The sequence below is a fragment of the Streptomyces sp. NPDC018026 genome, assembly GCF_044327745.1.
GTDB lineage: Bacteria > Actinomycetota > Actinomycetes > Streptomycetales > Streptomycetaceae > Streptomyces > Streptomyces rubrogriseus.
The window spans coordinates 962,755-984,463 of the sequence record NZ_JBIRFY010000001.1; the positions used below are offsets into that span (position 1 = coordinate 962,755).

Consider the following 21,709-nt stretch of genomic DNA (forward strand, 5'->3'; position numbering starts at 1 on the left):
GGCACCGTCGTGGGGTGCGTGAGGCGTGTGAGGGGCGTGACGTGATCGGCGACGAGTTGTCTCGATTGCTTCACGGTGCTGTCGCGGTTGGGATCTGGCGGTGGGAGCGGCGCGGGAGCCCGGCTAACGTTCCTGGTCGCAGAGGCGCACGTCCGTATGCTCGGTACGGCGTGGGTCTTCCTGCTCGGGTTCCCGCACTGACGCATCACGGGGGTACGGCACATGGCCATGCGAGACAGCACGTCGGACGACAGAACACCTGGGGCGTACGCTCCTCCTTCCCGGCGGCGGGTACTGCGGCTGGCCGGCGGCGGTCTCGCGCTGGCGGCGCTGACCGCCGGCACGGTCGGCTGCGACGAGGATGCCGTGGGGGTCGAGGAGCCGGGAAGCGCCGGCGGTGACGAGCCGAAGGGCGGAGGCAAGGACTCCGGAGACGGTGGCGGCGCCGGCAAGGAGGGCGAGGCCCCCGAGCCGCTGTGGACGAAGCCGACTTCGGCCGAGACCTACGGGGACAACGACGAGCTGGTGGCCGCGGGTGGCGTCGTGATCGCCAGCGGCAGCCCGCTGGCCGCCCTCGACGCCGCGACCGGCGGGCAGAAGTGGACCCTGCCGGGCGGCGCGGTCCCCGGCGCACCCCTGCTGCTCAGCGAGGACACCTTGTACCTGGCCAGCAGCGAGTACGACGGCTCCGTCATCGGATACGCCCCGGCCTCCGGCAAGGAGACCTGGCGCAGCCGGCTGGGCAAGGAGTACCGGCAGCCGCGACCGATCGCGGTGGACGAGGAGCAGGTGTACGTCATCGCCGAGATCCTCGAGGAGGACGGCTCGTCCAAGACCAACGTCATCGCCGCCCTCAACAGCACCACGGGCAGGGTCGCCTGGAAGGAACAGCGCGACGTCGGCACCGAGCAGAACGGCATCCACGCCGCCGTCCGGGGCCGCCACCTCGTCTACACCGACTTCAAGAAGAACCTCACCGTGCGCGACACCGCGAGCGGCGGGCAGGTGTGGACGCACAAGACGACGAAGACGAACTACGGCTTCTTCACCGTCCACCAGGACCTGGTCATCGTCCCCCAAGGGAACGTGCTCCAGGCCTTCAACCTGGCCGACGGCAAGGAGAAGTGGTCCCTGGAAGCGTCGGACGGGGCCCTCTTCCGCGAACCGGCCGCACTGGAGGACGTCCTCTACATCTCCGACAGCGCCAGGACCATGTGGGCCGTGGACCCGCGCACCGGCAAACAGCTCTGGAAGTCCGAGGCCCTCGCGGACGCCGGGCTCCAGGTGCCGCGGCAGTACGTCAAGGCGGGCGACACCCTCTACGGCGCCACGGACCTGGACAAGCAGGGCGGCATCATCGCCATGGACGCGAGGACCGGCGCGGTGCGCTGGACCTTCAACGACAAGACGGGCGACTACCACGCCTGGCTGGTGGCAACGGACGGCAAACACGTCTTCGCCCTGCACGGCAAGAAGCTGCACGCGCTGCCGGTGTGACTCAAGTCGGGCTGCCTGGGCAGTCCGGCACGCTTTTACGAGCGATCGCCCCAATGGTGCCGTTAGCGTAGTCAACGAAAGGGTTCATTGAACCGGCGGTAAGCGGTGTGTACGGTAGCGGACTATGGTAGACACTCCCGCGGCCCCGGACGCCCCCATGGTCACCGGCTCCGAGATCGCTCGGCTCGCAGGCGTCACCCGTGCCGCGGTCTCCAATTGGAGACGCCGGTATGACGACTTCCCCGCGCCCGCCGGTGGGAGTGCGAACAGTCCGCTCTTCGCCTTGGCCGACGTGCAGGCATGGCTGAGCAAGCAGCGCAAGGGCCAGGACGTGTCCGAGGAGGTACAGCTCTGGCAGGCGTTGCGGGCGACTTACGGCGAGGACATGATCCGGGGGCTCGCGGGGGTTGCGCAGGTTCTCTCCGAGGGGAAGAGGCCGCAATCCTCCGAGCTTCCGGCAGACGCCGTTCGTCTGGTGGATGCCCTTGCCGGGACAGGGCCGGCAAGTGAAGTGGTGGAGGCTCTGGCTGAGCGCTTCACGGACTCCGTACGCAGAGCCGGGTCCGACCAGGTCACCTCGCCGCGCATCGTTCGGGCACTGCGTCACTTCGCGGGCGAGGTGGCATCTGACGCCACCGTTTTCGATCCCGCATGCGGAATCGGTTCTCTGCTGCTCGCCGTCGGTCCCGACCGGGGCCCGAGACGGCGAGGCCAGGAGAGCGAGCCGCACAGTGCTCGGTTCGCCCAGTTGCGCGCGGATCTCGCGAGCCGTACCGGTGTGGAGGTCGTCGCCGGAGACTCCATGCGTGATGACAAATGGCCGAGCCTCAAGGCGGACCTCGTCGTCTGCGACCCTCCCGTGGGCGACGCCGACTGGGGGCGGGAGGACCTGCTTCTCGACTCCCGGTGGGAGCTCGGAACACCCTCGCGTGCCGAAGGCGAGCTCGCCTGGCTCCAGCACGCTTACGCGCACACCGCAGCGGGTGGTCAGGTCATCATGGTCATGCCTGCTTCGGTCGCCTACCGCAAGGCGGGCCGGCGCATCCGTGCCGAGCTGGTGCGCCGCGGCGTCCTCACCCAGGTCGTCTCCCTGCCGGCGGGCAGCGCGGCCTCGCACGCCCTCCCCGTGCACCTGTGGCACCTGCGTCGCCCTGCGGCCGTCAGCGACGCTGCGACGAGCGTGCGCATGATCGACCTGACCGCCAACGACCCGGACGGAGAGCTGGCGCCGGCACCCGAGCAGATCGCCGAAGTTCCGCTCATCGACCTCCTCGACGATACGGTCGACCTCACGCCCGGCCGCCACGTGGAGGGATCGCACCGGGACTACGCGGCCGAGTACGCGGTGGTCCGGCAGGAGTTGAGCGAACAGGTGCGGATGCTGGCCGAGTCGCTGCCGGAGCTGGTCTCCGGCGAGGGCTCCGGCGCCCTGGACGGTTCCTCGGTGAGCGTGTCCGACCTCGCGCGCGCCGGTCTGGTCGAGTACGGAGACCTGGAACCCGTGTCGACCAGCGATCAGCTCGACACGGACTTCCTCCAGGGTTTCCTGCGCAGCGCGTCCAACACCCGGCGTTCCACCAGCGCCAGCGGCACCTTCCGGCTGGACGGCAAGGGAGCCCGCATCCCGCAGATGGACATCGCCGAGCAGCGCCGTTACGGAGATGCCTTCCGCAGGCTGCAGGCGTTTCAGGAACTGGCGCGCAGAGTCGCCGAGCTGAGCAGACAGGCATCCGAGCTGGCCCGCGACGGCATCGGGAACGGTGCGCTGCGACCGCCCGAGTGACGGCCCGTCACGAGGCGTCCGGGATGAACGGGCTGCCCGCTCCGCTCCACGTGACGGCCAGAGCCTCGCGTGCCCGGGTGCAGGCAACGAACAAGAGGCAGCGTTCCCGCATCAGGTCGGAGTCGTGCTGCAAGGAGTCGACCGAGACCGGTGTCACCTCGCGCGCGAACGGCACCGCACCCGCCGTCACACCCAGGACTGCGACACAACGGAACTCCAGCCCCTTCATGGCATGCATCGTCGCGAGACGCACGCCGTCAACACCCGATCCCTGACCGTCCTTGACCCGGACAACAGGTACTCCGGCCGCGGTCAACCGGTCGTACGCCTTGTCCAGCAGCACATTGAACCGGGTGCACACGCCGATCTCGGACGGAGCGATGCCCTGAGCGATCCAGCCCCGGACCCGCTCCACCAGCGCCGCGACCTCCGCCTGCTCCGAGCCGTGCCCCGCCACCTGCGGCCGTCGGCCGTGCAGCAGCGAACGGTACCCGGCCAGCGTGTCACTGCCCTCGCCTCCCAGGTCGTCGACGGACACCGTTGCCAGGATGCCGGTCGACCAGGTGAGGATCTCCTCCGTGCTGCGGTAGTTGATGCGCAGCCGATGGGTGCGCCCCGCCACGGAGATGCCGAGGGAACCGAGTGAGACCCGGGAATCGTAGATGCGCTGGTGCGGATCGCCGGTGAGGAACAGGTCGTCGCTGCCCGCCGCCACCGCGCCGCGCAGCACCCGCCACTGGGCCGGGTGCAGGTCCTGCGCCTCGTCGACCACGACGTGATCGTGCGTGGGCGCCGAAGCGGCCAAGAGCTCCGCCGCCCTGGCACACACCTTCAGATGCGTCGTCGCCCTCTGGTCGCGCAGCATCGACTCGAACAGCTCGACCGCAGGCCACAGCTGCTCCCTCCGGGCCGGCCCCAACGCGCTGCCGCGTCCCCGTCGAGAGACCGAGCGGTAGGACTCCATCGTGCGCACGTCCTGGGCCAGCACCACATGCCGGTACTCCTGCGCGAGGAACTGCTCCGTCCACGGCAGCCCCAGCCTTTTGACGACCCGCTGCCACAGCTGCCGCTCCTCCCGGTCACCGACGGGGGAGAGCACACTGCCCTCGGCACGGGCCACGACACCGCGCGCGTACGCGTTGACCGTGGTCACCTCCACCCGGTCGAGCACCGACTCCTCACCGTCCAGCAGCAGACCGAGGCTCTCGCGCAAAGAGGCGGCCAGCGCGTTGGTGTACGTGGTGAGGAGAATCCGGGTGTCCGGCGATCTGGCCAGGAGATGCTTGACCCGGTGCAGTGCGGCCACCGTCTTGCCCGTCCCCGGCCCGCCGGTCACCTGCACCGGGCCCCCGTACGACACCCGGTAGGCGACCCGGCGCTGCGAGGGATGCAGGAACACCCGCCAGGCGGCGAACGGCTTCTCGAGGATCTCGGAGAGCTCCTCCGGCCCGCTGACGAGGGTGATCCGGCTCGCCGTGTTGGCGATGGCCGCGGCGAGCGTCTCGTCGGGATCGGGACCGGCGTGCACCGGGCGCCGTACGGCGACGACGTCCCGGTAGACCTCCTCGGGAGGAAAGCCCTCGGCGAGGTACTGCAGCACCTCGAACTGGTCCTCCGGCAGCAACGTCCCGAAGGCCTCCAGCTGCGCCTTGTCGATGACGGTGCGCACGGCCCGCAGCACCTGGTCGTCGACACCCAGCTCGCGCAGCACCGTGTCCGAGTACCCGGCGAACAGCAGCGAGTCAGCGGTGGCGGCCGCCTTCTCGAGCTGCGGCGTCAGCTGCTCGATCGCCCGTACGTTGCGCACCTCGAGGGCCCGGGTGGCGGAGTTGGTCGTGTACAGCCGCTTGGCGGCCCAGGTGTAGGCGTCGTCGTGCCTGACCACGTTGACCAGGAGGAACACATCACTGCCGTCGTCCGGGGCCAGCACGACACCCCGCCAGAAGTCGTTGATGCGGATGGTCCGCATACGACGGTCGGCGGCCTTCTCGACCGACTCGAGATGCAACCCCTTGTCCTGCTGCAGCTCCGGCACGGTGAGCTGCTGAAACTTCTGCATCGCCTTGCGCACGCCGTTCCTGACCGGCTTCTCGAGAGCGTCGTAGCTCTCCCAGAAACTGTTGGCGAACGCAAGCTGTGGCACGGTGCCCACTCCCCACCCCGGACTGACCCTGAGCAGTCGATCATACGGGTGGCCGGCCGCCGTTCCACGGGGTGCGGCAGCGTCAGACGCTGCTCATGCCGGCGCTGATCAGCATAAGGAAGAAGGCGCCGAACGTGGCGCCGAAGGCCCGCCGGGTCAGCCTGCTGTCTGCTCGATGAGCTTCTTCGCCGCGTCGCGCAGACTTCCGATCTCGTTCAGCGCCGCCTCGCGTGTGGCGCCGATCCGTCCGCCCGGGTGGGTGAGATCGCCCAGTGCCTGTTCCACGGCGGCGATCCACTCGCGCAGGTGCTCTTCGCCGGCGTCGACCAGACTGTCCCGCTGCTGGAGAGCCTCGTCGGCGAAGTGGTCCCGGAGTTCCTTTCGGCGTTTGTCCACCGCCATCCGTTCGCTCTGGTCCTTGACGAGGCTCACCGCGTCCAGGGTGGGGCCCATGGCCGTCACCGCCCAATGTGCCTTTCCCGCCCAACTGGAGACCTTGTTGGTCGCGTTGACCTTGCCCCACGGCTTGAACTTCTTCACACCGTTGGTGACCTTCCCGCCGGAGTCGAGCAGCTTCTGGCCCACCTTGTTCTTGTTGAGCCAGTCCGCTACGGCCGCTGCCTTATCTTTGTCGTTCGCGATCGTCCTGAGCCACTCCGACAACTTCCCGGCCCCCTGCTTCGCGGCCTTCTCCGCCGCCTTCTTGACCGCTTCCTCAAGAGGTGACTGCGTGTGCTTGGCGGGATTCGCCTCGGGCGGATTGACGTCGTTCACCCACTCCTCGGGCTCCGGTACGACATCTCCGTACTCGGCGGTCAGCGCGTCGTACGCCGCCCTCGTCGAGGAGGAGAAATTGAGGTCGAAGTCGGTGTGGGAATCGACCAGCTTTCCGGCGGCGTCGGTCGCGATGCCGATAGGGACGGTGCCGTTCTTCTCCGAGACACTGTCGGCGATCCGGCCCCCTTCCGTTCTGATCCTGGCGGCGAGGACCTCGGTCTCCCTCTCCAGGGCTTCCAGCACGCCCTCCCTCGCCCGGGAAAGCGACGCCTCGACCTTCTCCGCGGTCCGCACGGCGTCGAGGTCCTCGCCGTGCAGGTGCCACATGTCTTCGGCGTCCGCCAGTACCCGGAGGAGTTCGTACGCCTGCGCCCTGGGCCGGACGCCGCTGACGCCGGGGGCGACGATTCTTTGCAACTCGGAGGTGAGAGCGTCGATGCCACTCCCCGAAGCCAGCAACTCGCGCTCTTCAGCGGTGAGGTCGGGATCGTTGGCCGCGTCGAGGAAGTCGCGGGCATCGGTTGGGACGATGGCAACCCGGTCGGCGAAGGGGCCGAGCCGTTTGCGCATCTCGTCGAGAATGACCTCGCGGTCGCTGTTCTCGGCGTTCATCTTGTTGACGACGACCACACTCCGGTCGGCGAAGCCGTCGGCGTCGAGGGCTCGGACAATGGCCTCCGTCTCCGCCTCGCCCGGCAGTTCGCTCGTCGTCACGATCATCAGCGCGTCTGCGCCGCGCACGCCGCGCTCGGCCGAGGCAAGGTGCGAGTCGTCGCCCGACAGGGTTCCGGGCAGGTCGACCAGGGTCACGCCCTTCCACGGGTACGGCGTCTCCTCCAGTGTTTTGGGTGCCGCGTCGACGAGTTCTTCGACCTCTGCCGCCGGGAGTCGGAGGAGTGCGGCGATGAGTGTCGACTTCCCCGAGCTGTACGGGCCCAGGAGCGCGATCCGTAGCGGGCCCGTGTCCGTGCGGGGCAGCGAGGCCGTCAGGTCCCGCGTGCGCGGGTGGGCGTTCAGAACCTCCTCGGCCCGTGCGCTCAGGGCGAGCACGCGGGCGCTCGGCCCCCCGTCAGCCGTCGTCCGCAGTCCCATCGCCTTCTCCGCTTCTTGAATCCGGGCAGACCTCGATCCGCTCGGTAAGGACATCCACGAGGTGCCCGTGCAGGTGTGCCCGCACGTCCGCGACGCGGGATCTATCGGTCCAGACGCGGAGTTCGATCCCCGGCGTCCGGCGTGCTCCGAGGACGGCCGCCGGGTCCCCGCCCGCGAGAGACAGCAGCCGGCGTGCCAGGGTGAGGTCGATCGTGTCGAGGGCGGACCCCACGGACGACTGCAGCCGGCCGAGCCGTTCGAACCGCTCGCGGGTGCTGCCGATGCCCGTGGTCTCTGCCGCGAACTGAGCCTCGACCTGGGCCGCCGCGTCCTCGAGGACGCTCGCCAGCCGGGTGTCGACCCAGTCGAACACATCGTCGAGGCAGGTCTCGGCCACTTCCGTGGCCGTTCTGACCCACTCCTCCTCCGCCTGCCGTGCGCGGTCGATCTCGCTGCTCACCGCCTTCATCGCACCGAGCAGGGCCTCCGTCGCGTAGAGCGCCGCGGTGACGGGAGCCGAGGCCGCGGTGGTGGCGGCGGAGGCGGCCAGTTTCTTGGAGAACACCTTGGTGAGTCCCTTGGCGAGCCCCTCGGTGGAGAGCGACTCCAGGAGGGTGGTGGCCGCCCCCTTGACGGCGGCCGAAGCGATCTTCGGGCCGGGTTGCGGTTCCACGCGCGGGTGTCCGTCGTCCTGCCGCTCCGGGACGCTCGCCGGTGCACGCAGCGTCCGTCCCCGTTCCCCCGCTCGCCGCGCGAGTTCGTCGTCAAGTCCGAGAATGAGGCCGTCCCATTCCAGTTCGGTGAGGAAGTCGCTCCACCGCTGTGCGTGGTCCTCGCCGCCCAGGTTCCGGACCGTTTCCGGCAACCGCTCCCGGGCCCGGTGGCGTTCGGCTTCGAGACGTTCGCGCGCCTCGCGGCCCGCGGTCCGGAACGCTTCTAGCAGTGCGGTCCGTTCACCAGGCGTCGAGCGTTCCAGTGCGTCGAGCGCGAGACCGATCCGCGGGAGCTCTTCGGACGCCCGGTCGTGGAAGATGGCGAGCGGCCGTCGCACGTCCTCGGCCAGCCGTACGGCACGAAGCGGAATCGAGCGCTCTGCCAGGAGCTGGGTGAGGGCCAACTCCAGTTCGAGAAGTCTGCTCGCCTCCAGGGCCTTGTCGCCCAGCTCGCGATCCGCCACGGACAGCGACTCGTGCGCGGCACCGGAATGGACCGTGAGGACGACGGGCGGGGCGGCCCCGGCCGCGCGGGCGACCTGCTCGATCCGTGCGGTGTGCCCCGACGCGGCTCGGAATTCTCTGTCCGGGGACTTGGCGAAGACCGCGAGGCGCGCGGTTTCGTTGACCTTCCCCTTCACATTGACGACGGCCAGCAGCGGCTTCCCGGAGAGGAGAAGCCGCTGGAACTCCGCGGCCTCCTCGTCGTGCATCGTGTCGGCGTAGTTCCAGATGACCGCGTCGGCGCTGTCGCACGCCGCCCGCGCGTGCTGCGCGTCGAAGTCGTCGTCCTTCGCGGCGAAGCCGGGCGTGTCCAGGTAGGTCACGGGTCCGACGTCGAATGCGGCGGTCTTCCGTGTGGTGCGGTGCGCCCCTCGCCCGATCCCGGACCGGTCCGCGTCGCGGCTCAGGGCCTTGCGGAGCGTGGTTTTCCCGGACTTGGTTCTTCCGGCGACGGCCACGAGCAACTTGCCTCGGACGGCAGGCAGGGGTCGCATGGCATCGCGGAGTTCACGCTCGACCGTTCCGACGCGGCCGACGACCCTGCCGAGTCGCTCGCTCCCCACTGCGTGCCCGGAGTGCACCGTTTGCCCCGTTCGCCGCAGGGGGTCCTCGACCTCGGCCCGGAGAACGGCCTGGACGGCGCGGTAGTCCGAGCGGCTCGTGTCCACCGCTCCGGGCGGTAGGGCGAGTTCGCCGACCAGGGGGTCGAGAGCGCCGCGGAGCCCAGGTTCGCTCTCCCGCAGGTCCATGGCCGCCGCCACGCGGTCGAACAGCGCGATGTTCTTCGCGTACCAGGACTCGAGAGCGTGCAGCCGGCCGGCGTCGTGCCGGGAGCCGACCGAGAGAAGCCCCGAGACGAGCCGTGCGGCCGAACTCGTGGCCGGCGGTGGTACGGCCAGGGACATGGCGGAGGCGGGAGGGGCGGCCGCTGCCAGTGCCGGCGTCGGCCCCGGCGCGTGTGCGAGCACGGCCCGGCAGGCGTCCGTTGCGAGCAGTTCCAGAGCGCTCCCGGACAGGGCGCCGGTGTCGCGGGCCGTGAGCGCCCACATCAGAGCGTCGCGCCGGTCCGATGCGAGCCCGGAGTGCGCGTCCGGCACGAGCCAGCGCCACCATCCCGGCCGTGCGGCGAGGAACGCGTCGTACGCCTTCCGCGCCGCGACGAAGATCCGCACCTTCTCGAGTCGCGCCGCCAGCTCCCGGTTCTGCAGATCCTGGGCCGCCGAGACGCTGTGCTGGAGCACGAGCTCCCGCGCGGCCGCCGCCCGACGAGTGGCGCGGGGGCGGTTCAGGTCGGCCAGAGCACCGTCCATGTCGATGTCGCCGATCGAACGCCAGATCTCCTCGGGCCAGTCCTGATCCGCACGACAGTACGGTTCGAGGGCCTTGGGTATCAGGCGTTCCGCGGTCGTCACAGACGCGCGGTCCGCCCGTAGCGCCTCCACCGGGACGCCCTCAAGGGCCCGAAGGTGCGATCGCGCTCCTTCGAGCCGCGCCAACTCCCGCAGAGCCCTGGCCTCGTCGGGGGTCGCGCCCGTACCGGCCAGCTCGTGTTCCTCGACGCACGTCGCCAGGGCGTCCGAGACCCACGAAAGCGTGCTCCCGTACGCGGGCAGACCGGCACACCCGTACTCCTGTGCCACCGCGTCCACGTTCTCGGCGAGCCGCCGGAGCGCGGCCTGTCCGGCCATGGCGTCGACCCCCAGCGGCTCGAGCAGGAGGGCCAGGATCTCGGTACGGGGACTCGTGCCTCCGGGCACCTCGGTCACCGCTGCTCCTCATGGGGATGGTGGTGACGGACCACGCCCTTTGCGCGGGCGGCGGCGATGCGCAGGCCGGTTCCCGCCAGCAAGCACAATCCGGCGAGGACGGACACGACGCAGGCGGCTCCGAAGACGTCTGAGTGTTCGTCCGCGAACATGCCTGCGGCGGTCAGACCGAGGAACACTCCGGAGGTCTGCCAGCCGGTTCCGGACGGCATGGGGCTTGCGGTACGCCAGCGGATGCGCGGCACCCACAGGCGCAGGAGCTCCACGGTGGCTGCGAAGGCCACAAGACGGGACGTGATCATCAGGGAGAGGGAAGCTGTGTTGTCTCCGAGTTCCCCGACGCCGACGACGGTTGTGAGCGTGAAGTAGAGAATCGGGACCAACCAGCCGGGGTGCGCCCGGGTGCCGGGAGTGGGGTGGGCTCACTGGTCCGGTCGGTGACCTTGGTGAGGTTGACCAGGGCCGGGGCGTCCCCCGCAGTGCGCGGGGACGGGATGCCGGAGAGCGGCGGAGCCTGGGGAATCGGCCGCAGGGCACGGCGCTGCGCGCGGCGGATGCGGAGGCCGATGTCGCCGTACGTGTCCATGTGGGCCGACAGTTGTGTTTGGAGGTCGAGCAGCTTCTCGGCCATGGCGTCGAATTCAGCCCTGCGCGACGCAGCGAGCCGACTGGCCTCTTCTCCGGAGGTGGTGAGTCGGCCGAGGGTTTCGGTCTGCAGTTGGGTGGCTTCCTCGCGCGCCTTGCCTGCTGCTCGCGGGGCCTCTGCCAGTTCCTGTCGCAGGCGGACGCGTTCGGCGTCGATGATCTCGGCGATGCGGTGGCGTTCGTCCGGCGGCAACAGACGTGGGGCGCGGGCTTCCGCGCGGGCAAGGACGGACTGACGCCATTCCAGGAGGGGACGTCCGCGGTGCTGGCCGATGCCGTTGATGTGGACCTTGCCGCCCTTGGTGCGGTGAATGTAGAGGACGTCGCCGCCCTTGCCGTTCGGTGCCTTCTCCCAACTGACGCGTTCGAAATCGGCGGCCGTCCTGATTCCGTGCGCTGCGAGGTCGCGGATGAGTCCCTTGCCGATGCCGTTCACCTCGCTCGAGGTGAGGTACGTGCGGCTGAGCGTGCGCTCGATGGACTCACGGCGCAGGACGGCCAGGGCGCGCGTCTCCTGGGTCTCGCGCTTGCCGTCCAGGCCGTTGAGCTGTTGGTTGAGCGAGGCTTCCTGGCGTGCCTGTCGCTCGTGGATGCGCTGAAGGGCCTTGCCGTGGACCGCCTCGGCGCGGTTGCGGTCCCGCGCCTCGCGGTTCAGGCGTTGCTGGTCGGAGACCTCGAAGGCTGGTCGCTTGTCGAGGAGGCGGCGGAGGGCGCGGATCGACTCGATGAGTTGGCGGCGCTCTGCGCGGATTGCGGAGGGGGAGGGGACGGTGGACGGCGGGACGGGGGAGGACCCGCCCCGCCGCGTGGGCGTGCTGTCGATCAAGGGAGTGCTCTCAGGGGGCGGAGGGTCGAGGGCCGTGGCCCGGGGGGCGGGGTGAGGGTGGAGGTGTAGCTCTCGCCGTCCAGTCCACCAACGGGTTCTCCAGGCTCGGTGTCGATCAGGGCGCCCGTTCGGCTGCGCAGGATCGTCATCTGTCGTCGATCAGCTCGTGGCCCATGGCCGCCTCCTCAATTCTGTACACGAGAGTTATGTCGTCAACACGTTGATGTTGTCAACACGCGGCAGTAGACTCGCTCGCGTTCAGGGAGTGGAGATGGTGAGGCGCCGCATGGTGAAGGAGTCCGGCATGCCCGTGTCGACGGCCGCGCTGAGCGAGCTGCTCAAGCGGCTGCGGATTGTCGCGGCCGACGGGGTGGTGCCGGAGCAGGCGTTCGTCCAGGAGGCGCACGCGCTCGGCCTGAGCGACGCCGAACGGGCTCGGTTGCGTGCCGAGCTGGCCCGGATGGGCCTCCTGGTCCGGGAATTGCATATGCACGTGGAGGTCGACTCACCTGATGGTGAAAAGGTTGTATGCGTAGGTGAAGAAGATGTGACCTCGCGTGTGTTGGTCGCTCGGACGCTGCTCTCCCGCTATAGGGACGGCGATGGAGCCCTGTCGTCCCGGGTCGTCGAGGGCGTGATACGACTGGCGGGGCTTGATGCCCGCGAGGCTGCGGCGTTGCGGGCAGGGGTCGACGTGCGACCTGTTGCGGATGCCGCGGACGCTGAGGTGACGGGCGACGCCGGGGTGTCCGAAGAGCTCCGGGGAACCGCTGCGGCGCCGTCGGTCGACGAGGCCGCCGTCGCGCCGGAAGGCGATCTTGCCGGCGCTGTGGCGGCCGCCCGGGCGGTGCTGGAAACCGACCGGTTCGAACGCAACGCACATAAGCGACTGTTGAGCGCAGAGGCCGAGGTGGGGCTGACCGCACTCCTGCGGGGTGGGGTGGAACGCATCGCGCAGGAGCCCGGCGAGGAGGAGCTCAAGGCGCTGCCGCGCGACGACGTCCGAGTCCGGGCCCGCGACTGTCTGGTCCTTCACAATGTGCGGCTCGTGCACTCCCTGGTGCGTCCCCATCTGGAACAGGGGCTCGACTACGACGACCTGGTGCAGCACGGCGTACTCGGGTTGATGCGGGCCACGCGGAAGTTCGACCCGACCATGGGCAACAAGTTCTCCACCTACGCCACCTGGTGGATCCGGCAGGCCATCACCCGGGCCATCGCGGACGAGGGCGCGTTGATCCGGATCCCCGTGCACATGCACGAACAGATGCGCAAGGTGGCCGGGGCCGAGCGCAGTCTGGTCGCCGAGGGACGGTACGCGAGCGCGGCCGACGTCGCGGTGCGGTGCGACATGACCCTGCAGAAGGTGGCGGAGATCCGCCGCCTCACCCGTCGCACCGACTCCCTGGACCGCGTCATCGGTGACGGCGCGACCCTGGGGGACTTCGTGGCCCGGACGCACCTCCTGCCTTCGGTCGACCGGCAGGTGATCGGTGCCCTGTTCGCCGAGGCCGTCATGGACGTGGTCGACACGTTCACCGAGCGCGAGGCGCGGATCCTCGTGCGGCGGCTCGGCCTGGACGGGGACGAACCCTCGACGCTGGACGACCTCGGACGAGAGTTCGGCGTCACACGGGAGCGGATCCGGCAGATCGAGGTCAAGACGCGTCCGCTGCTGCGGGAGCGGGTGCGCGCGGCGGGACTCGTCGGTCTGGACGCCCTGTGTGAGGAGGCCGAGCGCGCCGCGGAGAAGGCGGCCGCGGCCAAGAGAGCGGCACGGTACGTCCGTGCCACCCACGCGGCCCGCACGGCCCGAGCCCGGTTCGCCCTTCGCAAGGCCAGGGCGGAGCGCCTGGCCCAGGTGAGGCGGGAGCGGGAACAGCAGCAGGGACGGCTGGCGGACAACGAGCCCGTGGCGGAGGCCGCTGAAGCCGGGGTTTCGATGACGGTCGCCGCCGACTGGGAACGCGCCTGTCGGATGGCGGGAGCACCCGTCGACCAGGTCTCGTGGCTCGCCGACTACGTGCGCACGGCGTTGGGAGACGAGGGCTTGACCGCTCTGCTGGGACAGCCGGCCACCGACGTGGTGGTGCGGGACGCCCCGGGGAACGGACGTCTTCCGCGTGACGTGCTCACCGCGCTGGAGGTGCTGCGCCGGGTGCTTGACGCCCTGGTGGAAGCCGGGCAGCGACCGGACGACTTCTTCGAACGCCCCGCCGATTCCCTGCGAGGGGCGACGCCCCGCGGCTATCTCGCGGTCAGGCCGCTGGTGAACCGTGAGTCGCGCCTGGCCGTGCGCGACAGCCTGCGAGAGCTGCTCGCCGCGGCGCCCTCCGGTGACCGGGTGGTGGAGGAGCCGGAACAGACAGGCATGGGCGCCCAAGCTCAGGAATCGGTGAGTGGAGCCGACAAGGCCGAGCCTGCGCCGGTCGTGGGGGAGGGCAGCGCCCCGGCTGCGCCGCAGACTACCGCCGACTGGGACAAGGCCCTGACCCTGACGCAGCCGCCTATGGGCGGAGGAGTCGGCTGGCTCGCCGAGTACGCGCTGCTGGCTCTCGGGCATCTGCAGTTGACCGTACTGCTGGGACCTTCCGTGACGGATGCCGTTGTGCGGTCCGCGCGGCAACGGGGGATGCTCGACCGGCCCGTGGTGGAGGCGCTTGAAGTCCTCAAGACGGTCCTTGACGCCGTCAAGGACGCAGGTCTGCGACCCGAGCACTTCTTCGAACGGCCTGTCGCCGCGCTGGCCGGGGCGACTCCCCGGACCTACCTGGCCTCGAAGCCACTGGTGCGGGCCGAGTCGCGAGCCGCCGTCAGTGAGGCCTTGCGGGAGTTCGTCGCCGGACGTTCGGCAACCTTCCCTTCGCCAGAATCCGGTCCGGTCGATCAGCCGCTGGTTGTAGTCGACTCCTCACCTGTCGAAGCTACGGCCGAAGCCGAAGCCGAAGCCGAAGCCGAAGCCAAGACGGAAACCGAACCCGAAGCCGCCGTCGACGCGAGCCCCGACTCCGATCCCGACCCCGACGCCCGCGCTCGGCACGAGACGGCCCTCGCGGCGCTCGCGCAGGAACACGAGCGACGGCTGGGCGCGGTTCGCGACGCCGCCGACGAGCGGGTGGCGGCGGTCCGCGCGGAGGCCGAGAGACAGCTCGACGCGCTCGAAGAGGAGCTGCTGCACCGCGCCGACCGGGCACGGGAACGGCATGCGGCACACATGCGGCGCCAGACGCAGGCGCGCGTCGCGGAGCTGGAGGAACGTCATCGCGAGGCCTGCGCGGCGTTGCTGCGCAGGGCCGAACTCGCGGAGGAGGTCGCTCTTGACGCGTCGGACGGGGAGCGGCGGGCGCAGGAGCTGGAGCGGCGGCTGTACGACTACCGCGAGGGCGCGGAGGTCCGGATCAGGGAGCTGGAGTCCCGCCTGAGGGACGCCGAGACGGTCGCCGTCGAGCGGGAGCGCGCCGCCGGTGCCCGAGCCGTCGAGATGGAGGCGCGGCTGCGGGACGCCGAGGCGGCGGTCGCTCAGCGGGACCTGTTCGTCCAGGCGGCCCGGCGGCGTGCGGAGGAAGCCGAGCAGGAGGCGGCCCAGCGGATCGCGCAGAGCGAGCACAACGCCTGGCTGCGTGTCACCGATCTGGAGACACAACTCAGCGACCTGCAGACCCAGCTCAGCGATCTGCGAACACAACTCGGCGACGCGCAGGGGCAGCTGGCGCCGGCGCAGGAGGCGGCTGTGGGCCGCACCTCGATCCGGGACCGCTGGCGCCGAACCTGAGGCGTCGCCGCCCGTGCAGCGCCGCCACCTCCCCCCGCCTGACGCCCTCATCCTCGCTCCGTCCGATCACCTCACGGACTCGACACACCCCCAGGAACGCCATGGACCCCCGACAGGAACTCGTCTCCTACCTCCGGCGGCAGCTCGTCGGCCCGGCCGAAGGCGAACGCGAGAGTCTCGACGCCCCGCCCGACCGGCAGTACCTCATGGGAACCCTCTATCCGCAGGAAGCCGATCTCCAGCGTCAGTTGGAAGTGGCCGCCGAGGAACTGGAAGGTGCCGGTACGGAGACCCGGGCCGAGGACGCCGCCCCGGCCTCCGACCCGGTCCCCGAGTCCAACTCGTGGCTGCCCTCCTCCCTCGGGTTCAGCTTCTACACCGACGCGGACACCGTGGAGGTCGACTGCTCCGCCGCGCGCTACGAGACCCGGGCCGGCACGAGCGAGCGGGGCCGTAGCTGGCAGCGGGTCCCGCTGCCGGCCGAGACGCACCGGCTCACGCCCGATCGCGATCAGGTCACGGTGCTGGACGGCCGGGCCGAAATCCGTGTGCGGCACCGGACGTTCGGCACCGGCAGACTCATCACCGTCGCGCTGGTGAACTCCGCCCGCCACGAACCCGGTCTCGGCAAGTCCGCCCACTGGGACCGGATGCTGTTCCAGGTGGAACTGCGGGCCCGGCCCGTGGACGGCAGGGTGCTGCAGTACCCCAGCGTTCGACTGGCGAGCCGTGATCCGGAGGAGCAGGAACTCCGCCTCCAGTACCGCCACGTCCGCACCCATGCCGTCGGCCACGGATGCGCGGTGGCGGAACGGCGCGACGACGCCGGGGAGCAGGTGACCGAGCTGAGCGCGGCCGTCATGCCGGAGGCCGAGGTCACCGGCGTACGGGCCGCGGGGCTCAGCGGTTCGCCGGTGCTCGATCTCCTGCACCTCTCCGACCCGGCCGTGTCGGTCGAGCAACTGCGAGAGGAGCTGGCCGAGTTCGCCGCGCACTACCGGGCCTGGTATGTGGGGCAGCTGAACGAGGACGTTCCCGAATGGGGACGCGATGCCGCCGCCCGGGTCCTCGACCGTATCGGCGCGGCGGTGACCCGCATCGAGTCGGGTGTCCGCACCCTCTGCGACCCGCGCCGCCCCGAACTGCTGCACGCCTTCCGCGCCGCCAACCGCGCCATGGCGCTGCAGATGCGCCACTCCGCCGCTGATCTCGCGGGTACCCGGCGCTCGCCCGGCGAGGCGGTACCGCCGGACCCCGAGCCGTACCAGGGGGCCACCTGGCGCCCGTTCCAGCTGGCCTTCTTCCTGCTCGCCGTGGACGGCACGGCCGATCCGCGGCACCCGGACCGGGCCGTGACCGACCTGATCTGGTTCCCGACCGGCGGTGGCAAGACCGAGGCGTATCTGTTGCTGGCCGCCTTCGCCATGGTGCTGCGACGACGGGAAGCGGGCGGCGGGGGCACGGCCGTACTCAGCCGTTACACGCTCAGCCTGCTCACCACCCAGCAGTTCCAGCGCGCCGCCACCACCGTCTGCGCTCTCGAGACGCTGCGCCGTGCCGAACCGGCGGTGTACGGAAGCGAACCGTTCTCCATCGGTCTGTGGGTGGGCGAGACCACCACCCCGAACACCTACGACAAGGCCCGCACCGCCTACGAGAACGCGCGCCAGGCCGCCCAGCCCGACGACGTCTTCATCCTCGACCGCTGCCCCTGGTGCGGTACGCGCATCCTGCCCGCGCACAAGTCACCCGACGCGGGCGACTACGGGGTGCGCGCGACCGCCGACTCCTTCGCCTTCTTCTGCCCGCGGCGAGAGTGCGTCTTCCACGACGAACTGCCCGTCGCCGTCGTGGACGAGCACCTCTACGACCGGCCGCCGACGTTCGTCCTGGGGACCGTGGACAAGTTCGCCCGGCTGGCCTGGGAACCGCGGGCGGGCCGGCTGTTCGGCGCGCCGAGCGGCGCCGGCGCGGGAAACCTGCCTCCCTCGCTCGTCATCCAGGACGAACTGCACCTGCTCACCGGACCACTGGGCACCACCGTCGGACTGTACGAGTCCGCCGTCCTCGGGCTGTGCGTCGGGCCCGACGGCACCGGCCCCAAGGTCGTCGCCTCCACCGCCACCATCCGCCGCTCCGGAGAGCAGGTCCGCGCCCTGTACGGCGGGAGCGTCCAGCTCTTCCCGCCGGCCGGTCTCGACGCCCGCCACTCCTACTTCGCCGAACCCGACACCTCCAGGCCCGGCCGCCGCTACCTCGGCGTCATGGCCCAGGGACACACGGCCGGCCGTGCCGCCGTGGCCACCGCCGCCGCGCTGCTCCAAGGGGCGTGGGAACTCCCCCTGGAACACCGGGACGCCTACTGGACGCTGGTGGCCTACCACCACAGCCTGCGCGAGCTCGGCCGCACGGTCACGGCCGCGGCCGACGACATCCCCGCCCAGCTCGCCGGACTCGACACCGGCAACGCGGTTCGGGCCCTGCCCGACCACCAGGTGCAGGAACTGACCAGCAACCTCCCGCGGGCCGAACAGCCCGTACTGCTGGACCGGTTGGAGAAGGGCTGGGACGACCCGCAGTCGGTGTCCTTCCTGCCCTGCACGAACATGCTGTCCGTCGGCGTGGACGTCAAGAGGCTCGCACTGATGCTGATGCAGGGGCAGCCGAAGACGACCGCCGAGTACATCCAGGCCACCAGCCGCGTGGGCCGGCACACCGTGCCCGGCCTCGTGGTGACGTTCTTCAACGCCACCCGTCCCAGGGACCGTTCGCACTACGAGACCTTCGACGTGTACCACCGGTCCTTGTACCGGCAGGTGGAGCCCACCAGCGTCACCCCCTGGTCGGTGCCCTCCCGCCGGCGGGCCCTGCACGCCGCGCTGGTCGTCCTCGTCCGGCACCGGCTCGGGCTCGCCGCCGAGAACCAGGCCGGACACGTCCTGGACCGCATACCCGAGCTGGAAGCGCTCGCCGACGAGCTGACCGCGCGTGCCGTGGGCGCCGAACCCGACGTCGGCGACGAGGTGCGGGCGGAACTCGCGGGCCTGATCACCGACTGGGAGGACGCGGCCCGCCAGGCCCACAAGGACGGCCGCGAGCTGTACTACCGCAGCCAGGGCAAGGGCCAGTCCAACCTGATCAAGAGCTTCGAACAGAACTACGGCCTCTGGGAGACACCGAACTCCATGCGCAACGTGGACCGGGAGTGCCAGGTGACGGTGAAGGGAGCGGACCTGTGAGCCGCACACTGCGGGTACGGCAGTCGCAGACGGTGGTGCCGTTCGGCGTCGGAGCGGTCTTCGACATCCAGGGTGAGTCCTTCGTCGCCACCGGCATCGGAGACTGGCCCCCCAGGGGAAGGCAGCGGGTCGAGTCCGCCCGTCTCGCCTCCCGCCTCGGCGTCACCGGCTTCTACGCCGCCCCGGCGACCGCGAACGACCGCTTCGACGTCCCGGACGCGCCCGGAGCGCCGTACATCCGTTTCCCGTCCTGGCTGTTCTGCGGGTCCTGTCGGCGGATGAAGCGCTGGCGGATCGCCGACGAGAGGCCCGGTCAGCCGCCGCGCTGCCCCTCCTGCTCACCGGCCCGGACGCTGGCGCCCATGCGGTTCGTGCAGATCTGCCAGGCCGGACACCTCAGCGACGTCGACTGGTGGTTCTGGGCCCACTCGCGGCGCGACGCCGGTGAACGTCGGCGCTGTGCGGAGCGGGACCGGCTGAGGTTCCTGGTCTCGGAACGGGCGTCCGGCCTCGAGGCGCTGTCCGTGACCTGCACCGCCAAGGGCTGCGGTGCGTCCCGCGACCTGCTCGACATCCTCGGCACCCATGGCATGCGCTGCTCGGGACGCAACCCGTGGCAGCGGGCGAACGAACGGGTGGAATGCCCCCGACCGGTGCAGATCGTGCAGCGCACGGCCGGCAATCTGTACTACCCGATCGTGCACTCGGCCCTCGACATCCCGGAGAGCGACGCACCGGCGGCCCACGGCGACGAGGCCGTCGTGGCCAAGGTGCGGGAGCACGACCTGTGGGTCCCCCTGTGCCGGGTGGCCGCGACACCGCGGGCCGCGGCGTTCCGCACGATGATCCAGGAGGACACCGGGGCCGACGACGCCCTCCTGGACGCACTGATCGCGCAGGAGACGGGGGAGACTGCGCCTTCCCCAGGTGTGCCGTCGTCCGATCCGCAGACCGGTCCGGCACGCCCCGACCTCAGCCGTGAGGAGTGGGCCGCGTTCACCGCGCCGACGCCGCCCGCCACCCGGGACTTCGCGTTGCGCGAGACCACCCTCGGCCTGGCGGGGGAGAGCGCCGACCCCTGGGCTGCGCTCGACCGCCGCTTCGGCAGGATCGTCCTGGCCGACCGGCTCCGCGAGGTGCGCGCGTTGTCCGGCTTCACGAGGGTCTCCCCGGACGCGGCGGTGGTACCGGCCGACACCGCCCGCCGGCTCAAGTGGCTGCCGGCCGTCGAGGTGTTCGGCGAGGGGATCTTCCTCAGTCTGAATCCGGCCGGACTCGCCGGCTGGGAGGTGGACGGGGAGGTACGCAAGCGCGTCAGCGGAATGCGGGCCGACCTGGACCGCTCCTTCCAGCGGGACCGTCTGGAAGCCCTCACGGGACCCGAACTCGCCCCCCGGTTCGTCCTCCTGCACACGCTCGCGCACCTGCTGATCCGCCAGCTCTCCTTCGAATCCGGTTACACCACCGCGAGCCTGCGCGAGCGCGTCTACGCCCGCCCCGAGCAGGACCAGTACGGCATCCTCGTCTACACCGCCGCCGGGGACGCCGAGGGCACTCTCGGCGGACTCGTACGCCAGGGCGAGCCCCCGCGGCTCGCGGAGACACTGCTGCGCATGACGGAGGCCGCCGCCTGGTGTTCCGCCGACCCGCTGTGCTCGGAACACACGGGGCAGGGCTTCGGCAACCTCAACCGCGCGGCCTGCCACGCCTGCGCACTGCTGCCGGAGACCAGCTGTGAGACCGGCAACACCCTCCTGGACCGGACCCTCGTCGTCGGCGGCGAGCACGTACCGGGATACCTGGAGCCGATCGTCACCGCCGCACGGGCCGCCGCGGCCGACGCGTTGGAGGAGTCGTGACCCTCACCTACCTCGACCTCACCCCCGATCAGCGGGCCGGTCTCGACGCCCTGCCCTTCGACGGCAACCACCTGGTCAGTGGACCGCCGGGCAGCGGCAAAAGCATCCTGGCGGCTCAACGGGCCGTCATGCTCAGCCTCACCGGCCCCCCGGTCGCCCTGCTCACCCGCTCCAACCTGCTGCGGCAGTCGCTGGCCGCGACGGTCCACGCACTGGCCCCCACCGACCGAGGTGTGCGAGTCACCACGGCGCACGCCTGGCTCGCCCAGTGGTACGAGGGCAAGGCTCCGACCACCGCGGACGGCTGGTACGACTGGAGCGCGCTGTTCGACCGGGCAGCCGACACCGGACCGGTGCCGGACCTCACCCTGGTTGTCGACGAGGGTCAGGATCTGCCGCCCGAGTTCTACCGGCTCTGCCGGATGCTCGGCGCCCGCGTCACGGTCTTCGCGGACGAGTGCCAGCGCCTCACCGACACCCACTCCACCCTCGCCGAGATCGCCGGACGGCTCGGCCGCTGTGGCCGCCACGACCTGGACGGGAACCACCGCAACACGGAACAGATCGCGTCGTTCGCGGCTCATTTCCGCACGGGGGCCGGTACGCCGCTGCTGCCCGACCGGCAGGGCCCGCCGCCCCGGCTGCACCGGTTCCCCGAGCGAGGCGCGGCCGATCTGCTGGCGCTGCTCGCCGAGCGGCACCCCGGGGACACCATCGGAGTGATCGTCAACTCCAGGCACACCCAGTTCTCCTTGCTGGGCAGCCTGTCGCGCAGGGCACCACGGCTGAAGCCCCAGCTGTACACGTCGGAGGCCAAAGGAGGTCAGTACCGCAATCTCGACCTCGGCCGCCCCGGCATCGTCATCGTCCACCGGGCCAGCGCCAAGGGCCTGGGCTTCGACACCGTCGTCGTCCCGGACACCCACACGGACGCGGCCACCGACCCGACCTCGGCGGCTCTGCGCATGGCGTACTACGTCCTCGCGACCCGGGCTCGGCGTGAACTCCATCTCGGCTACGAAGGGACTGCGGAACCGCCGCTGCTTGCCCAGGTGGGAAGGGGAGACCTGATGAGGGGCTGACGGCCGCCCCA

The 21,709-nt window shown here is 70.6% G+C and carries 11 protein-coding genes; 6 read left to right on the forward strand and 5 right to left on the reverse strand.

The genetic code is table 11. The features are described 5' to 3' along the window. The first annotated feature begins 222 nt into the window (after positions 1-222). Both ACH4D3_RS03945 and ACH4D3_RS03950 read left to right on the forward strand, forming a co-directional pair. Positions 223-1,497 (forward strand): PQQ-binding-like beta-propeller repeat protein, encoded by a 1,275-nt coding sequence (locus ACH4D3_RS03945; RefSeq protein ID WP_398316023.1) that lies wholly within the window; start codon positions 223-225, stop codon positions 1,495-1,497. A 157-nt stretch (positions 1,498-1,654) separates the two neighbouring features. Then, complete coding sequence (locus tag ACH4D3_RS03950) at positions 1,655-3,280, forward strand: N-6 DNA methylase (RefSeq protein WP_398316635.1); 1,626 nt, start codon at positions 1,655-1,657, stop codon at positions 3,278-3,280. A 7-nt stretch (positions 3,281-3,287) separates the two neighbouring features. Here the strand turns inward: ACH4D3_RS03950 and ACH4D3_RS03955 are convergent, their stop codons facing one another. From ACH4D3_RS03955 to ACH4D3_RS03975, 5 genes are all read right to left on the reverse strand, one after another. Then, a complete protein-coding gene (locus tag ACH4D3_RS03955; RefSeq protein WP_398316025.1) occupies positions 3,288-5,423 on the reverse strand; it encodes a UvrD-helicase domain-containing protein in 2,136 nt (711 codons plus the stop codon). Positions 5,424-5,579: 156 nt separating this feature from the next. Next, positions 5,580-7,292 (reverse strand): GTPase, encoded by a 1,713-nt coding sequence (locus ACH4D3_RS03960; protein ID WP_398316027.1) that lies wholly within the window; start codon positions 7,290-7,292, stop codon positions 5,580-5,582. Beyond that, complete coding sequence (locus ACH4D3_RS03965) at positions 7,270-10,275, reverse strand: GTPase (RefSeq protein WP_398316029.1); 3,006 nt, start codon at positions 10,273-10,275, stop codon at positions 7,270-7,272. Before ACH4D3_RS03965 ends, ACH4D3_RS03960 begins: the two co-directional genes overlap by 23 nt. Then, positions 10,272-10,577 (reverse strand): hypothetical protein, encoded by a 306-nt coding sequence (locus tag ACH4D3_RS03970; protein WP_398316030.1) that lies wholly within the window; start codon positions 10,575-10,577, stop codon positions 10,272-10,274. Before ACH4D3_RS03970 ends, ACH4D3_RS03965 begins: the two co-directional genes overlap by 4 nt. Beyond that, the gene (locus tag ACH4D3_RS03975) at positions 10,577-11,746 is read right to left on the reverse strand and encodes a hypothetical protein (RefSeq protein WP_398316032.1); all 1,170 of its coding nucleotides are present in this window, start codon (positions 11,744-11,746) and stop codon (positions 10,577-10,579) included. The genes ACH4D3_RS03970 and ACH4D3_RS03975 overlap by 1 nt, the downstream gene beginning before the upstream one ends. A 166-nt stretch (positions 11,747-11,912) precedes the next feature. Here ACH4D3_RS03975 and ACH4D3_RS03980 point away from each other — a divergent pair, with 166 nt between their 5' ends. From ACH4D3_RS03980 to ACH4D3_RS03995, 4 genes are all read left to right on the forward strand, one after another. Then, positions 11,913-15,518, forward strand: coding sequence for a sigma-70 family RNA polymerase sigma factor (locus tag ACH4D3_RS03980; protein WP_398316034.1), 3,606 nt, complete (start codon positions 11,913-11,915; stop codon positions 15,516-15,518). Positions 15,519-15,619: 101 nt separating this feature from the next. Further along, on the forward strand, positions 15,620-18,757 hold the full coding sequence (locus ACH4D3_RS03985; RefSeq protein ID WP_398316036.1) for a helicase-related protein: 3,138 nt from the start codon (positions 15,620-15,622) through the stop codon (positions 18,755-18,757). Next, on the forward strand, positions 18,754-20,616 hold the full coding sequence (gene drmB, locus ACH4D3_RS03990; protein ID WP_398316038.1) for a DrmB family protein: 1,863 nt from the start codon (positions 18,754-18,756) through the stop codon (positions 20,614-20,616). The genes ACH4D3_RS03985 and drmB overlap by 4 nt, the downstream gene beginning before the upstream one ends. Beyond that, positions 20,613-21,698 carry a DNA helicase gene (locus ACH4D3_RS03995; RefSeq protein ID WP_398316040.1) on the forward strand — a complete coding sequence of 362 codons (1,086 nt, stop codon included), beginning with the start codon at positions 20,613-20,615 and terminating at the stop codon, positions 21,696-21,698. Before drmB ends, ACH4D3_RS03995 begins: the two co-directional genes overlap by 4 nt. Positions 21,699-21,709 lie beyond the last annotated feature (11 nt).